Raw genomic sequence first — 14,087 nt, forward strand, 5'->3', positions numbered from 1 at the left:
CCGCTCCTACGCCGCGCCACCACATCGTGCTCCTGCAGGCGCGCGCCTTGCGCGCGAAATCGCGGACGGAGTCCGCTCCTACGGTTCCGGGGCGGCGCGGTGGTCGTCAGCCTTCGCCGAGGAATTCCCCGCGGCTCAGCCCGTGCCGCTGCATCTTTTCGTTGAGGGTGCGGCGTGGCAGGCCGAGCAGTTCCATCACCGCCTTGATGTCGCCCTTGCATTGGCTCAGGGCCTGGCGGATGCACTCGGCCTCGTAGGCCTCCATGCGTTCGAACAGGCCGCTGCCGGCCGGCGCTTCCAGTTGCGCCGCGCGGTCCAGGCCGAGCACGTGGCGCTCGGCGGCGTTGGCCAGCTCGCGCACGTTGCCCGGCCAGTCGTGGGCCAGCAGCCGCGCCAGCTCGGCGGTGGACAGCGGCGGCGCCTCGCGGCCGAGCTTTTCGCTGGCCAGCCGGGCGAAATGCTCGAACAGCAGGGGGATGTCCTCGCGCCTTTCGCGCAGCGGCGGCAGGCGCAGCTCGGCGACGTTCAGGCGGTACACCAGGTCCTCGCGGAAGCGCCCGGCGCGGGCTTCCTCCAGCAGGTCGGGCTTGGTCGCGGCGATCACCCGCAGGTCGACGCGGATGCTCTGGTTCGAGCCCAGGCGCTCCAGCTGCTGCTCCTGCAGCACGCGCAGCAGCTTCACCTGCTGGGCCAGCGGCATGCTCTCGATCTCGTCGAGGAACAGGCTGCCGCCGTTGGCGTGCTCCAGCTTGCCGATGCGCTTGCCCTGGGCGCCGGTGAAGGCGCCGCTTTCATGGCCGAACAGCTCGCTTTCGAACAGTTGCTCGGGGATGGCCGCGCAGTTCAGCGCGACGAAGGGCTTGCCGGCGCGTGGGCCGAAGTCGTGCAGGCAGCGGGCGACCAGTTCCTTGCCGCTGCCGGTGTCGCCGCGGATCAGCACGTTCACCGGGGTGTCGGCCAGGGCCATGACCTGGCGGCGCAGGGCTTCCATGGGCTTGGATACGCCGAGCAGGCGCGAGGCCACCTGGTCCTTGAGCGTCGCCTGCTCGCGCAACTGGCGGTTCTCCAGCACCAGGCGGCGCTTCTCCAGGGCGCGGCGCAGGCTGTCCAGCAGGCGCTCGGGGGTGAAGGGCTTCTCGATGAAGTCGTAGGCGCCGTCGCGCATGGCCTGCACCGCCATGGGCACGTCGCCGTGGCCGGTGACCATGATCACCGGCAGGTCGCGGTCCAGCTGCTGCAGGCGTTCGAGCAGGGCCAGGCCGTCCGTGCCGGGCATGCGCACGTCGCTGATCACCACGCCGGCGAAGCCGCGCTCCAGGTTCCTCAGGCACTCCTCGGCGCTCTTGCACAGGCGCACCTCGAAGCCGGAGAGCTGCAGCCACTGCTGCACGGCCTCGCGGATGGCGGCTTCGTCATCGACGAAAATCACGTGTTCGGTCATGTCTCTTCGCTCGCGGCGGGCAGCGCCAGGCGGAACAGCGCGCCGCCCTCGGGACGGTTGGCGGCCTCCAGGCGGCCGCCGAGTTCGTGGACGATGCCGTAGGATACCGCCAGTCCCAGGCCGAGTCCCTCGCCCACCGGCTTGGTGGTGAAGAAGGGGTCGAAGACGTTGCCCAGGTGTTCGCCGGCGATCCCCGGGCCGTTGTCGGCGATTTCCAGGCTCCACTGCTCGCCCTCGTGGCGCAGCGTCACCTCGATGCGCGGGCGCTCGGCGCCGGCCACCGCGTCCAGGGCGTTGCGCAGCAGGTTGACCAGCACCTGCTCCAGGCGGATGGCGTCGCCCAGCACCCAGGCCGGCACGCTGAGCACCTGGCTGATCTCCACCTGCTCGGCGCGGATGCGCGGCGTCAGCAATTGCAGGGCCTGTTCCAGCACGTGGCCCAGCTCGATGCGTTCGCGCAGGCCGCCGGGGGTCTTGCGGGCGAAGGTCTTCAGGTGGCCGGTCAGCGCGGCCATGCGTTCCAGCAGCTCGTCCAGGCGCGCCAGCGCGGCGCGGGCCTCGTCGTTGCGCCCGGCGTCCAGCAGCAGGCGCACGCTGGCCAGGTGCATGCGCTGGGCGGTCAGCGGCTGGTTGATCTCGTGGGCCAGGGCCGCCGACATCTGCCCCAGGGCCGCCAGCTTGGCGGCCTGCACCAGGCCGTCCTGGGCGGTGCGCAGGTCGGCGGTGCGCTGCTCCACCAGGCGCTCCAGTTCCTCGCGGCTGCGCTGGCGCAGGCGGGCGATGCGCCAGCGCTGCTGCAGCAGCATGGCCAGGAACACCAGGGCCAGCCAGGCCCCGGCGGCGGCCAGGCGCGCGGTGGCGACGTCGCTCTGCACGCCGCGGGCGTCGCGCAGCAGGTGCAGGGTCCAGTCGTCGTCGGGCAGGCTCAGGGACTGCCAGAGGTAGTCGGTCTCGTCGCCCCTGGCGCCGACGCGCACCAGGCGGCTGTCCTCGCCCAGCGGCTGCAGGGTGCGGTGTTGCAGCGGGGTCAGCGGCTGGCGGTCGTACTGGCGGGTCTGCGCCAGCTCCAGGCGGGCGAAGGTGTCCAGCGGCTGCAGCTCGCGGTAGCGCCAGCCGGGGTGGTTGGCGAGGAAGACGATGCCCTTGGTGTCGCTGACCAGCACCAGGTCGGGGGTCTGGCTCCACTGCTGTTCCAGGTCGGGGAACTCCAGCTTGACCACGATGGCGCCGAGGAAGCGCCCGGCCTCGTCGCGCACCGCGTTGGCCAGGAAGTAGCCGGGGATGCCGGTGGTCACGCCCACCGCGTAGAAGCGCCCGGTGCCCTGGGCGATGGTCTGGCGGAAGTAGGGGCGGAAGGCGTAGTTGTGGCCGACGTAGCTGGTCGGCAGGCGCCAGTTGCTGGCGGCCACGGCCAGGCCGTCGCGGTCGAGCAGCTCCAGGGTGGAGGAGCGCGCGGCGGCGTTGATGCGCTCCAGCTTGAGGTTCAGCGCCCGCTGCGCATCGCCCTGCACCGGGCCGGCCAGGGCCTGGCGCAGCTCCGGGTCCAGGGCCAGCACCGCCGGCAGGCTGCGGTAGCGCTCCAGCAGGGTGCGCAGGGAACTGACGTACAGCCCCAGCTGCTCGTGGGCCGCCTCGGCCTCGGCGAGCAGCGAACGGTGCCGCGCCTTCTCGCCCGCCCAGTACACCGACAGCAGCAGGCCGGCCAGCACCAGCAGGCTGGCGAGGATCAGGCGCAGGGGACGGTTGAAGGTCATGGTGCTCGGGGCGGGTGGGCGGAGCGCGACCATAGCACGTCCGGGCACTGGTCCGGCGCGACTGCGGGTCGCTACACTGCGCGACCTTCGAGGAGAACGTCCGATGCAGCTGATCGCCTGGTCCCATCCCTGTTCCGCCGGCTTCACCCTGCGTGGCTGGCGCAGCGAACCCAGCGGCAAGCCACTGCTGCACTTCCTGCATGGCAACGGCTTTTGCGGGCGTGCCTACGAGCCAATGCTCAAGCACCTGGCGCGGGACTTCGACCTCTGGCTGTGCGACGTCCAGGGCCACGGCGACAGCGACCACGGCGGGCGCTTCCACGGCTGGAACCGCAACGCCGAGATGGCCGTGGAGGCCTTCGAGGCCGGCCGCGCGGCCTACGGCGAAGTGCCGCGCCATGCCTGCGGGCACAGCTTCGGCGGGGTGCTCAGCAGCCTGATCCTCGCCCGCCATCCGCAACTGTTCGAGCGCGCGGTGCTGCTCGACCCGGTGCTCTTCACCCCGGCGATGATCGGCGTGATGGCGCTGTCCGAGGTGCTCGGCCTGCACGAGCGGCGGACCATGGTGCAGAAGGCCAGGGCCCGGCGCAGCCAGTGGCCGGACCGTGCCGCCGCCTACGCCGGCCTGCACGGCCGCGGCATCTTCCGGGGCTGGACCGACGAGGCGCTATGGGCCTACGTGGAGAACGCCATCAAGGCGGTGGACGGCGGCGTCGAGCTGAAGTGCCGGCCGAGCCGCGAGGCGGAGATCTTCAGTTCCTTCCCCAAGCGCCTGTGGCCGTCGCTGGCGAAGGTGGGCACGCCGACCCTGGTGCTGTTCGGCGAGCGGACCTACCCCTTCGTGCCCAAGGCGGTGGCCCGCTGGTGCGCGCAGAACACCCACGTCGGCGGGCAGAACGTCGCCGGCGGGCACTGCTTCATGCAGGAATATCCACAGGACAGCGCCGAGCGGGTGGCGCGCTTCCTGCTCGGCCACGAATAGTCAGTCGCCGACCTTCTTGCTCGAGTGGTTGCGGCGCCATTCGTCCAGCCGCACCACCTCGGCCTTGTGCCGCGGCGTCACGGCTTCCGGCTCGGGGGCCGGCAGGGCCTGGGCGATTTCCACCACCGCGCGCACCTCGTGGGGCTCGGGGTGGAAGCGGAAGGGCTCCAGCTCGATGGGGCCGGGGCGCTGGCCGAGCATGGTGATGCTGCCGTTGTAGCGGTCCTGGCCGCTGGCGGTGAACTCGAAGCCGTATTCCCGGGCCAGGCAGAGCATGCCGTTGGCGCCGCGGCGCAGGCGCAGGCGACGCAGGGCGACGTTCTCGTCGAGCAGCTCCACCCCCTGCCGCGCGCAGTGCTGGCGCGCCAGCTGCAGGGCGCGCTCGCGGATGCCGTGGGCGCGCCACCACCAGGCGGCGGCCGTGGCCAGCAGGAGGAATACGAAAAGGTTGCCCAAGGTCACTTCAAGGCTCCGCTCGGGAAGAGGCGCTTCAGCTTACCGAGTCTGTAGGAAAGCGGCGAGAGCCGCTGGTTCCCAGGTGGTGAATTGCGCCCCATACTGACACATCCAGTTGCAGGAATTCGCCATGTCGTCGCGTACCCCCCACGTCCTCGCCATCCAGTCCCATGTCGTCTTCGGCCATGCCGGCAACAGCGCCGCCGTGTTCCCGATGCGCCGCGTCGGGGTGAACGTCTGGCCGCTGAACACCGTGCAGTTCTCCAACCATACCCAGTATGGCCACTGGACCGGCCAGGTGCTGCCGCCGGAGCAGATTCCGGCGCTGGTGGAAGGCATCGCCGCCATCGGCGAGCTGGGCAACTGCGACGCCGTGCTGTCCGGCTACCTGGGCAGCGCCGCCCAGGGCCGCGCCATCCTCGAGGCGCTGGCGCGCATCCGCGAGGCCAACCCGCGGGCCATCTACCTGTGCGACCCGGTGATGGGTCACCCGGACAAGGGCTGCATCGTGGCGCCGGAGGTCGGCGAGTTCCTGCTCCAGGAGGCCGCCGCGGTGGCCGATTACCTGTGCCCCAACCAGCTGGAGCTGGACAGTTTCTGCCAGCGCAGCCCGCGTTCCCTGGAGGACTGCGTGGACATGGCCCGCAGCCTGCTGGCGCGCGGCCCGAAGGCGGTGCTGGTGAAGCACCTGAACTACCCGGGCAAGCCGTCGGACGCCTTCGAGATGCTGCTGGTCAGCGCCGAGGGCAGCTGGCACCTGCGCCGCCCGCTGCTGGCCTTCCCGCGCCAGCCGGTGGGCGTCGGCGACCTGACCTCCGGCCTGTTCCTGGCCCGCCTGCTGCTGGGCGAAGCGCCCTGCACGGCCTTCGAGTTCACCGCCGCGGCGGTGCACGAGGTGCTGCTGGAAACCCAGCACTGCGGCAGCTACGAGCTGGAACTGGTGCGCGCCCAGGACCGCATCGCGCACCCGCGGGTGCGGTTCGAGGCGAAGGCGATCTGAGCCGGGTTTCTATCTTGCAGGCCGCCTGGGGCCGTCCTTCAGGCGCCTGATGCTCATACCGGCATGGCTTCGCTCAGCAACTGGGCGCGGAACTTCGCCGGGATGTCGCCGGGTGTCAGCAGATCGACCTTTACGCCTAGCACTGCCTGCAGTTCATCCTGCAGGCCGCCCAGATCGAGGAGGGTAGTGCCGGGTACGACGTCCACCAGCAGGTCCAGGTCGCTGCCATCCTGGTCGGTACCGCGCAGGACCGACCCGAATACACGTGGATTGAACGCGCCGTAGCGCAGCGCGAGGTCGCGCACGACCTCGCGGTTCCGGTCCAGGGCGACCGAGGGCTTCACGGCCTCAAGCCGACTGCGGCAGCCCATCCGGCTGCGGCGCCGGGGTGTCGTGCTGCTCGACGCGCTGGTACATGCCCTGGGCGATCTCGCGTTCGCCCATGATCACCAGGTTGGCGCCGTTCTGCTCCAGGTACTCCACCTCGGCGTCGAAGTGCGCGCGGGCGATGATGTCCAGCTCGGGGTTGGCCGCCCGTGCGCGGCTGGCGATCTGCCCGGCCTCGAAGCCGTTGGGGATGGCGATCAGCAGCCAGCGCGCCGTGGTGATGTTGGCCAGGGCCAGCACTTCCGGGTTGGCGGCGTTGCCGACCACCACGCTCAGGCCGCGCTCGCGCAGTTCGGCGGCTTTCTCGCGCTTGTCCTCGATCACCACCAGCGGCGTGCCGTCCTTCTGCAGGCGCGCGCTGACCAGTTCGCCGACGCGGCCGTGGCCGATGAGGATGGCGTGCTCGTGCTCGCGCACCGGCGGCGGCAGGTCTTCGTCCTGCGCCTGGGCTTCGCTGGGCTGGGCGGCTTCCTTGCGCGCCTGCAGGCGCTCGATGGCGATGAACAGCAGCGGGTTGACCAGGATCGACAGGATGGCGCCGGCCAGCACCAGGTCGCGGCCCTGCTCGGGCAGCAGTTCGAGGGTCACGCCCAGGCCGACCAGGATGAAGGAGAACTCGCCGATCTGCGCCAGGCTCGCGGCGATGGTCAGCGCGGTGCTGTTGGGGTGGCCGAACAGGCGCACGATGACGTAGGCGGCCACCGACTTGCCGAACACGATGACCAGGAAGGTGGCCAGCACCGGCAGCGGTTCGTGGATCAGGATCGCCGGGTTGAACAGCATGCCCACCGAGACGAAGAACAGCACGGCGAAGGCGTCGCGCAGGGGCAGCGAGTTTTCCGCCGCCTCGTGGCTGAGTTCGGATTCGTTGAGGATCATCCCGGCGAAGAAGGCGCCGAGGGCGAAGGACACGCCGAACACCACCGCCGAGCCGGTGGCGATGCCCAGGGCGATGGCCAGCACGGCGAGGGTGAACAGCTCGCGCGAGCCGGTCGCGGCGATCTTCTCCAGGGCCCAGGGCACCACGCGGCGGCCGCCGAGGATCATCACCGCGACGAAGGCCACCACCTTGCCCAGGGTCAGCAGGATCGGCAGCAGGATGCCGCCGCTGGCGCCGTCCTCGGCCTTGCCGCCGAGGGTGCCGGCCAGTGCCGGCAGCAGCACCAGGGTGAGGACCATGGCCAGGTCCTCGACGATCAGCCAGCCGATGGCGATGCGCCCGCGCTTGGTGTCGATCAGCTGGCGCTGCTCCAGGGCGCGCAGCAGCACCACGGTACTGGCCACCGACAGCGCCAGGCCGAACACCAGGCCGCCGCCCAGCGGCCAGCCCATCATCCATGCCAGGCCCATGCCGAGCAGGGTGGCCACGCCGATCTGCACCACCGCGCCGGGGATGGCGATGGCCTTCACCGAGAGCAGGTCCTTCAGCGAGAAATGCAGGCCGACGCCGAACATCAGCAGGATCACCCCCAGTTCGGCGATTTCCGTCGACAGCGCCTGGTCGGCGACGTAGCCGGGGGTGAAGGGCCCGGCCAGCACGCCGGCCAGCAGGTAGCCGACCAGCGGCGAGATGCGCAGGCGGTTGGCCAGGGCGCCGAGGATGAAGGCCAGCACGAAGCCGACGGCGAGGGTGGTCAGTAGCGGTGTGTGGTGCATGGTCTGGGCTCCGGGCACGCAGGGAGCCAGCGCCCCGGGCGGGCGGCGGCTCGAAGGTGGATCACGGGGGCAAACCCGCGGATTGGGCAAGTCTAGGCGCTGGCAAGGCTTTCGGCCTTGCCGACGCTCAAGGTTAACTCGTTGACGCGCCGGACTTTTTCAGCGGCACTTGAGAAATCTTGTCAAGAAATGTCGGCATCCTTGTCCCATTCTTCACGAATTGCCTGGTAACGCTGCTCCAGCTCCTGGCGCAGCTGACGGCGCTGCTGGGCCTGGGCGAAGCGCCGGCGCTCCTCCCGGGTGGCCGGCTGCAGCGGCGGCACGGAGGTGGGTTTGCGCTCGTCGTCCAGCGCCACCATGGTGAAGAAGCAGCTGTTGGTGTGGCGCACGGATTTCTCGCGGATGTTCTCGGTGACCACCTTCACGCCGATCTCCATGGAGGTGCGGCCGGTGTAGTTGACCGAGGCGAGGAAGGTCACCAGCTCGCCGACGTGGATCGGCTCGCGGAAGATCACCTGGTCGACCGACAGGGTCACCACGTAGTGGCCGGCGTAGCGGCTGGCGCAGGCGTAGGCGACCTCGTCGAGGTACTTGAGCAGGGTGCCGCCGTGGACGTTGCCGGAGAAGTTGGCCATGTCCGGGGTCATCAGGACGGTCATGCTGAGTTGGTGGTTGCCGGGTTCCATATCGCTCTCGCAGGGCGGGTGGGGGGACCAAGACTGGACGCACTGCGCCTGGCCTTGCGACACACTCTTTTCTATACCCCCCATTGGCCCCGGCGAACAGGGGCGCGCGCCAATCGCCGGGCGATTGGCGCGCGGTGCGGCTCAGCGGCCGGCGGAGAGGCCGAAGTCGATGGCCAGGTCGGCGCCGGTGATGGCCTCGGACTGCGGGCCGCAGAGGTACCAGACCAGGTCGGCGACTTCTTCCGGGCGGATGAAGCGCGCTTCCTTGCCCTGTGGATAATCCCGCAGCAGGGCGATCTTGTAGGCGGCCGGGTTGCCCTGGCCGTAGCGCTCGGCCTGGTAGTCGAGCATGGGCGTGGCGATGTCGGCCGGGGAGATGGCGTTGACGCGCACGCCATCGCTGGCCAGCTCCAGGGCCAGGGTGCGGGTGAGCATGGTCAGCGCCGCCTTGCTCGCGCAGTAGGCCCCCGAGCCGCGGTAGGCCTGGCGCCCGGAGTCGCTGGAGATGTTCACGATGCAGCCGCGGTTCTCCTTGAGGTAGGGCGTGGCGGCCTGGCACATGTAGAACGCGGCCTTGAGGTTGACCCCCAGGACCAGGTCGAAGTCGTCCTCGTTGAAGCTTTCCACCGGGCCTTCGCGCCAGACGCCGGCGGCGTTGATCAGCGCGTCCAGGCGCCCGGTGCGGGCGAGGATGTCCGCCACCAGGCTCTGGCAGTTGTCCGCCCGGCGCAGGTCGGCCACGGCGCTGGCATCCAGCGGCACCTGGGCGTTGAGCGCATGCAGCCCGCTCTTGTCGACGTCGGTGGCGGCGATGCGCCAGTGGCTCTGGGCGAAGCGCTTGGCGATGGCCTTGCCGAGGCCGCCAGCGGCCCCGGTGATCAGAACAACGGGTGTGCTCATTGACTGAGTGATCTCCCTGCCTGATAGGGAAACGGCGCGCCGTCAGGCAGTGGCGGCACGCCGCAAGGAAGAGGGCCGCACGGGCGGCCCTCTGTCTCTACTGACCAAGAAAAGACCAGAATCTTCGCTTTGCCAGGGTAATTTTTTCGTAAATCCCGCTGGAGCTTTCGCAGGCGACTGATGGTCGCGGTTCAGGCGTGGTGCAGGTACCAGCGCCAGTCCTGTTCGCCGACTTCGCCCATGAACTGCCGGTACTCCTCCCACTTGATGGCCAGGAACACCTTGAGGAACTCCTCGCCCAGCGCCTCGCGGGCCCAGCCGGAGGCTTCCAGGGCGCGCAGCGCGGTGAGCCAGTCGGTGGGCAGGAACTCGCGGGCCTGCTCGTAGCCGTTGCCCTCGATGGCCGCGCCGGGGTCGAGCTGCTCGCGGATGCCCTTGTGGATACCGGCGAGAATCGCCGCGGCGGCCAGGTAGGGGTTGGCGTCGGCGCCGCAGATGCGGTGCTCGATGTGCCGGCTTTGCGCCGGCCCGCCGGGCACGCGGAAGGACACGGTACGGTTGTTCACCCCCCAGCTCTTGGCCAGCGGCGCGTAGCTGTTGGCCTGGAAGCGGCGGAAGGAGTTGGCGTTGGGGCAGAAGATGGCCAGCGAGTCGAGCAGGGTGGCCATCATGCCGCCGATGGACTGGCGCAGCAGCGGCGTGCCCTGCGGGCCTTCAAGGTCGGAAAGCTCGCTGGCGTAGAGGTTGTTGCCCTCGGCATCGGCCAGGCTGACGTGCAGGTGCATGCCGGAGCCCGCGCGATCGCCGAACGGCTTGGCCATGAAGCAGGCCTGCAGCCCGTGCCTGTTGGCCACACCCTTGACCAGGCGCTTGTAGCGCACGCCTTCGTCGATGGCCTGGAGCACGTCGAAGCGGTGTTCCAGGGTCAGCTCGAGCTGGCCGGGGGCGTATTCGGAGATGGCGGTGCGCACCGGCAGGCCCTGGGCCTCGCAGGCGGCGTAGAGGTCGTCGAGGAAGGGCTGCACCTGTTCCAGCTCGTACACGCCATAGACCTGCGGCGCCTGCGGGCGTACGCCGTTCATCTGCACCGCCGGCTGCGGGCGGCCCTGGGCGTCGCGCTGCTTGTCCAGCAGGTAGAACTCCAGCTCCACCGCCATCACCGGGTGGAAGCCATCGGCCTTGAGCCGCTCGACCACCCGCACCAGCGCCTGGCGCGGGTCGGCCGGGGTGGCCGGCAGGCCCTGGGTGGGGTGCATGCTGACCTGCAGCTGGCCGGTGGGCGAGCTGCGCCAGGGTTGCAGGGTCAGGCTGCCGGGCAGCGGGTAGGTCCAGCAGTCGGCATCGGCCACTTCCCAGACCAGCCCGGTGCCCTCGACGTCCTCGCCCTGCACGGTGAGGGCGAGGATCGAGCTGGGCAGCGGCCGGCCGTTGTCGTAGATGGCCAGCAGCTCGTCGCGGTGCAGCAGCTTGCCGCGGGGGATGCCGTTGGCGTCGATGATGAACAGCTCGATGCTGCGCACCTCGGGGTGGGCGGCGAGGAAGGCTTCGGCTTCCTTTCGATCGGCGAATTGCATGGTGGTCCTCGGTTGGCGCGGCGCGCCGGGTGTTCTTTGTGTAGGAGCGAGCTTGCTCGCGAACCGTTCTCGCGGCGACGTTTCGGAAGAGCGTTCGCGAGCAAGCTCGCTCCTGCAGGGAGTGGTGTGGCGTTCAGGCCTCGCGAGCCCCGGGAATCGCCAGCAGCTCCGTGATGCCCGCATCCAGGGTGTCGATCAGGCGGTCGACGTCGGCCTCGGTGGTGTCCGGGCAGCACAGGGCCATGTTGTGGAACGGCGTGATCAGGATGCCGCGGTTGATCAGGTACAGGTGCAGGGCCATCTGCAGTTCGTCGTGGAAGGCGGCCTCGGCCTCGGCGCCGGTGCGCGGCGATACCGGGCAGAACTGGAATTCGCTGCGCGCGCCCAGTTCGGTCACCGACCATTTCAGGCCGTGCCTGGCGATCAGCCGGCGGAAGCCGTCGGCCAGGCGCCTGGCCAGCGGCAGCATGTGGTCGTAGGCGGCCTGGGTCATCACCTGTTCCAGGTTGGCGCGCATGCAGTGCATGGCCAGGGCGTTGGCCGAGAGGGTGGTGCCCATGCCGCTGTGGCCGTGGCCATGGCTGTCTTCCTGGGCCTTCTGCCGCGAGGCGAGCATCTTCTCGGCCATTTCCGCGCTGCAGCCGAAGATGCCGCAGGGCACGCCGCCGGCGATCGGCTTGCCGACCACGAAGAAGTCCGGGTCGAGGTTCCACAGCTTCGTGCAGCCGCCGATGCCGGTGGAGATGGTGTGGGTTTCGTCGATGACCAGCAGCGCGCCGTACTTGCGCGTCAGCTCCCGGCACTTCTGCAGGAAGCCCGGATCGGGCAGGACCATGCCGATGTTGGTCATCGCCGGCTCGCACAGCAGGGCGCAGACGTCGCCCCGGGCCAGCGCGGCTTCCAGAGCCTCGACGTCGTTGAAGGGGATGGAGCGGCTGTACTGGGTCAGGTCGTAGGCCTGGCCGACCAGCCCGGAACGCGGCACGGTCTGGCCGTCGCGGTAGCGCACCATGACGTCGTCGACGGTGCCGTGGTAGCAGCCGTCGAACACCAGCAGGGTCTTGCGCCCGGTGATGGCGCGGGCCCAGCGCAGCACGTAGCGGTTGGAGTCGGTGGCGGTGGCGGTGACCTGCCAGAACGGCAGGCCGAAGCGCGCGGCCAGCAGTTCGCCGCAGACCACGGCGTCCTCACCCGGGAGCATGGTGGTCAGGCCGTTGTTGGCCTGCTCGGCCAGCGCCCTGGCGACCGGGTCGGGGGAATGGCCGAACATGGTGCCGGTGTCGCCCAGGCAGAAGTCCACGTACTCGTGGCCGTCAACGTCGTAGAAGCGGGCGCCCTTGGCGCGCTCGACGAACAGCGGGCAGGGGGTGGACCAGTCGGCCATCCAGTGCATCGGCACGCCGGCGTACAGCGAGTTGCGCGCGCGCTCGGCCAGGGCCACGGATTTCGGGTTCTGCTCCAGGAAGCGTTGGCGTTCGCGGGCGGTGAATACATCCACGGCCTGTTGGGCGATTCCGCTGGCGGTCATCTTGCACACCTCGTTTGTTTTTTTGCACATCTTCCGTTTGTGATCACAAAAAAGTCAATACATGCTGGGTGACGCCTGTTAATCTTCGACGCAACAGTATTTGTGATCACAAAAATGTGCGGCCCTGGCAAGGGGCCCCGACGAGGACGATTCGAAATGACGCACGAATGCAGCCTGACCTTCGCCCAACTGCCGGCGCCCCCGGCCCGCGCGGAGTGACGCCATGGCCGAGAACCTCCAGCAACAGCTGTACCAGAACCTGCGCCAGGCCCTGCTCAGCGGGCGCTTCCAGCCCGGCGAGCGGTTGAAGATCCGCGACCTGGCCGACGAATGGGGCACCAGCCCGATGCCGGTGCGCGCCGCGCTGCAGCGGCTGGTCGCCGAGGGTGCCCTGGAGGGCGAGCCGCAGCGCTCGCTGCGGGTGCCGCTGATGACCCGCGAGCGCTTCCTGCAGATACTGCAGATTCGCCAGTCACTGGAGGGGCTCGCCGTCGAGGATGGGGTACCGCGCCTGCAGGGGGCGGACATCGAGGTCCTGGAGGACTGCACCCGGGCCATGGCGCAGGCCGTGCAGCGGCGCGACGTCCAGGCCTACCTGGAGCACAACAGCCGCTTCCACCTGACGCTCTACCACGCCTGCGGCAACCCCACGCTGCTGCGCATGATCGAGGCGCTCTGGCTGCAGGTCGGGCCCTTCTTCAACCGGCTGTTCACCGGCGCCGACCTGTCGCTGCGCCTGAACGACTTCCACGAACACGCCCTGGACGCGATCTGGCGGGGCGATGCCCGCGCCGCGCGGGCGGCCATCGAACAGGACCTGGCCTACTTCGGCCAGTACCTGCTGAATCTGCTGGCGCTGGAGTCGGGAGTGAGCGTGACGCGCTGAGGGCGCGTCACTCGGTCTTGATGTAGCGGACGTTTTCCTTGCGGATGAGGATGGTCTGCCCGTCTAGTTGTTCGAATTCATAGTAGTCGTGGTACTTGTCGAAATCGGCGTGGTCCTTGACCAGGACCTCGCTGCCGTCGTTCAGCGTCACCACGGCCTTGTCGGCACAGCCGGCCAGGCCGAGCAGCAGCGCGCTGAGGAGTAGGTATTTCAGCTTCATAGAGTCTCCAAGGGACATCGTGGACCGGCCTTGGCAGAAGGTTTGGGTACACGCTCGGTAGCCACTGTGACAACCGCTCCGCTTGGAAATTCAGTGGTCCGGGCTCAGGTGTCCAACCATACGTCGCGTGCCCAGGTCCACACCGAGTCCCAGGTTTCTTCGGTCAGTTCGCCGTCCGCCCAGAGCACCACCTCGCCGTCCTGGGCCACCGCATAGTAGTCGTCACCATCGGCGCAGAGCGGTATCAGCTCGCGCGGCAGGCCCATCGCCCAGGCCACCGCGGCCACCTCCGGCAGGTAGGTGTGGGAGTGCGGGTCGGTTACCGTGACCGGCTCCAGGCGGCCGTAGATGACGTCGCTGACCTTGAGGAGGAACTCGCGGAATTCCGACGGAAGGCCGATCAGCAGCTCTTCCTCGATCTCCACCAGCAGTTCCTCGTCCGGCAGCTCCAGGGGGACAGGGACGGGCTCGTTGAGTTCACGCAATTGGTCGATGACATCTTCCACGGCAGGGGCCTCTCGATTGACTGGCGCGCTTTATACAGTAGTAGCCGGCCCTGGGCGCAAGTTCACGTTGGGGGTGTCTGGCGGACGAGTGGAAGGGGTTGGGTTGGGAGG

14 protein-coding genes are annotated in these 14,087 nt (G+C 69.2%); 3 read left to right on the forward strand and 11 right to left on the reverse strand.

Annotated elements, in window-relative coordinates:
* Positions 1–106 precede the first annotated feature (106 nt).
* Both DK254_RS20905 and DK254_RS20910 read right to left on the reverse strand, forming a co-directional pair.
* Positions 107–1,441 (reverse strand): sigma-54 dependent transcriptional regulator, encoded by a 1,335-nt coding sequence (locus tag DK254_RS20905; RefSeq protein ID WP_109935308.1) that lies wholly within the window; start codon positions 1,439–1,441, stop codon positions 107–109.
* A complete protein-coding gene (locus DK254_RS20910) occupies positions 1,438–3,195 on the reverse strand; it encodes an ATP-binding protein (RefSeq protein ID WP_109935309.1) in 1,758 nt (585 codons plus the stop codon). Before DK254_RS20910 ends, DK254_RS20905 begins: the two co-directional genes overlap by 4 nt.
* A 103-nt stretch (positions 3,196–3,298) precedes the next feature.
* On the opposite strand from DK254_RS20910, the gene DK254_RS20915 reads away from it, so the two are divergent.
* The gene (locus DK254_RS20915; protein WP_109935310.1) at positions 3,299–4,177 is read left to right on the forward strand and encodes an alpha/beta fold hydrolase; all 879 of its coding nucleotides are present in this window, start codon (positions 3,299–3,301) and stop codon (positions 4,175–4,177) included.
* Here the strand turns inward: DK254_RS20915 and DK254_RS20920 are convergent, their stop codons facing one another.
* Entirely contained in the window at positions 4,178–4,639 is a 462-nt protein-coding gene (locus tag DK254_RS20920; protein ID WP_109935311.1) for a DUF3301 domain-containing protein, read from the reverse strand.
* A 124-nt stretch (positions 4,640–4,763) separates the two neighbouring features.
* Between DK254_RS20920 and pdxY the strand changes: the two genes are divergently transcribed.
* The gene (pdxY, locus tag DK254_RS20925; RefSeq protein WP_109935312.1) at positions 4,764–5,633 is read left to right on the forward strand and encodes a pyridoxal kinase PdxY; all 870 of its coding nucleotides are present in this window, start codon (positions 4,764–4,766) and stop codon (positions 5,631–5,633) included.
* 53 nt (positions 5,634–5,686) lie between these two features.
* Here pdxY and DK254_RS20930 read toward each other — a convergent pair whose 3' ends face one another.
* The 6 genes from DK254_RS20930 to DK254_RS20955 all read right to left on the reverse strand — a co-directional run bounded on the left by DK254_RS20930 (position 5,687) and on the right by DK254_RS20955 (position 12,364).
* Positions 5,687–5,977: a nucleotidyltransferase family protein gene (locus DK254_RS20930; RefSeq protein ID WP_109935313.1), complete on the reverse strand. Its 291-nt coding sequence runs from the start codon at positions 5,975–5,977 to the stop codon at positions 5,687–5,689.
* A 4-nt stretch (positions 5,978–5,981) separates the two neighbouring features.
* Complete coding sequence (ybaL, locus tag DK254_RS20935) at positions 5,982–7,676, reverse strand: YbaL family putative K(+) efflux transporter (protein ID WP_109935314.1); 1,695 nt, start codon at positions 7,674–7,676, stop codon at positions 5,982–5,984.
* Positions 7,677–7,858: 182 nt separating this feature from the next.
* Positions 7,859–8,362, reverse strand: coding sequence for an acyl-CoA thioesterase (locus tag DK254_RS20940; RefSeq protein WP_089393931.1), 504 nt, complete (start codon positions 8,360–8,362; stop codon positions 7,859–7,861).
* A 141-nt stretch (positions 8,363–8,503) separates the two neighbouring features.
* Complete coding sequence (locus DK254_RS20945) at positions 8,504–9,262, reverse strand: SDR family NAD(P)-dependent oxidoreductase (RefSeq protein WP_089393932.1); 759 nt, start codon at positions 9,260–9,262, stop codon at positions 8,504–8,506.
* A gap of 191 nt (positions 9,263–9,453) precedes the next feature.
* Positions 9,454–10,836, reverse strand: a complete 1,383-nt coding sequence (locus DK254_RS20950; protein WP_109935315.1) for a glutamine synthetase family protein — start codon at positions 10,834–10,836, stop codon at positions 9,454–9,456.
* A 133-nt stretch (positions 10,837–10,969) separates the two neighbouring features.
* The gene (locus DK254_RS20955) at positions 10,970–12,364 is read right to left on the reverse strand and encodes an aspartate aminotransferase family protein (RefSeq protein ID WP_109935316.1); all 1,395 of its coding nucleotides are present in this window, start codon (positions 12,362–12,364) and stop codon (positions 10,970–10,972) included.
* 223 nt (positions 12,365–12,587) lie between these two features.
* On the opposite strand from DK254_RS20955, the gene DK254_RS20960 reads away from it, so the two are divergent.
* Complete coding sequence (locus tag DK254_RS20960) at positions 12,588–13,250, forward strand: GntR family transcriptional regulator (RefSeq protein WP_109935317.1); 663 nt, start codon at positions 12,588–12,590, stop codon at positions 13,248–13,250.
* 7 nt (positions 13,251–13,257) lie between these two features.
* Here the strand turns inward: DK254_RS20960 and DK254_RS20965 are convergent, their stop codons facing one another.
* The gene (locus tag DK254_RS20965) at positions 13,258–13,470 is read right to left on the reverse strand and encodes a YgdI/YgdR family lipoprotein (RefSeq protein WP_109935318.1); all 213 of its coding nucleotides are present in this window, start codon (positions 13,468–13,470) and stop codon (positions 13,258–13,260) included.
* A gap of 104 nt (positions 13,471–13,574) precedes the next feature.
* A complete protein-coding gene (locus tag DK254_RS20970; RefSeq protein WP_074980597.1) occupies positions 13,575–13,976 on the reverse strand; it encodes an SMI1/KNR4 family protein in 402 nt (133 codons plus the stop codon).
* Positions 13,977–14,087: the final 111 nt, after the last annotated feature.

The organism is Pseudomonas sp. RW407 (assembly GCF_003176655.1).
Taxonomy (GTDB): domain Bacteria; phylum Pseudomonadota; class Gammaproteobacteria; order Pseudomonadales; family Pseudomonadaceae; genus Pseudomonas; species Pseudomonas delhiensis.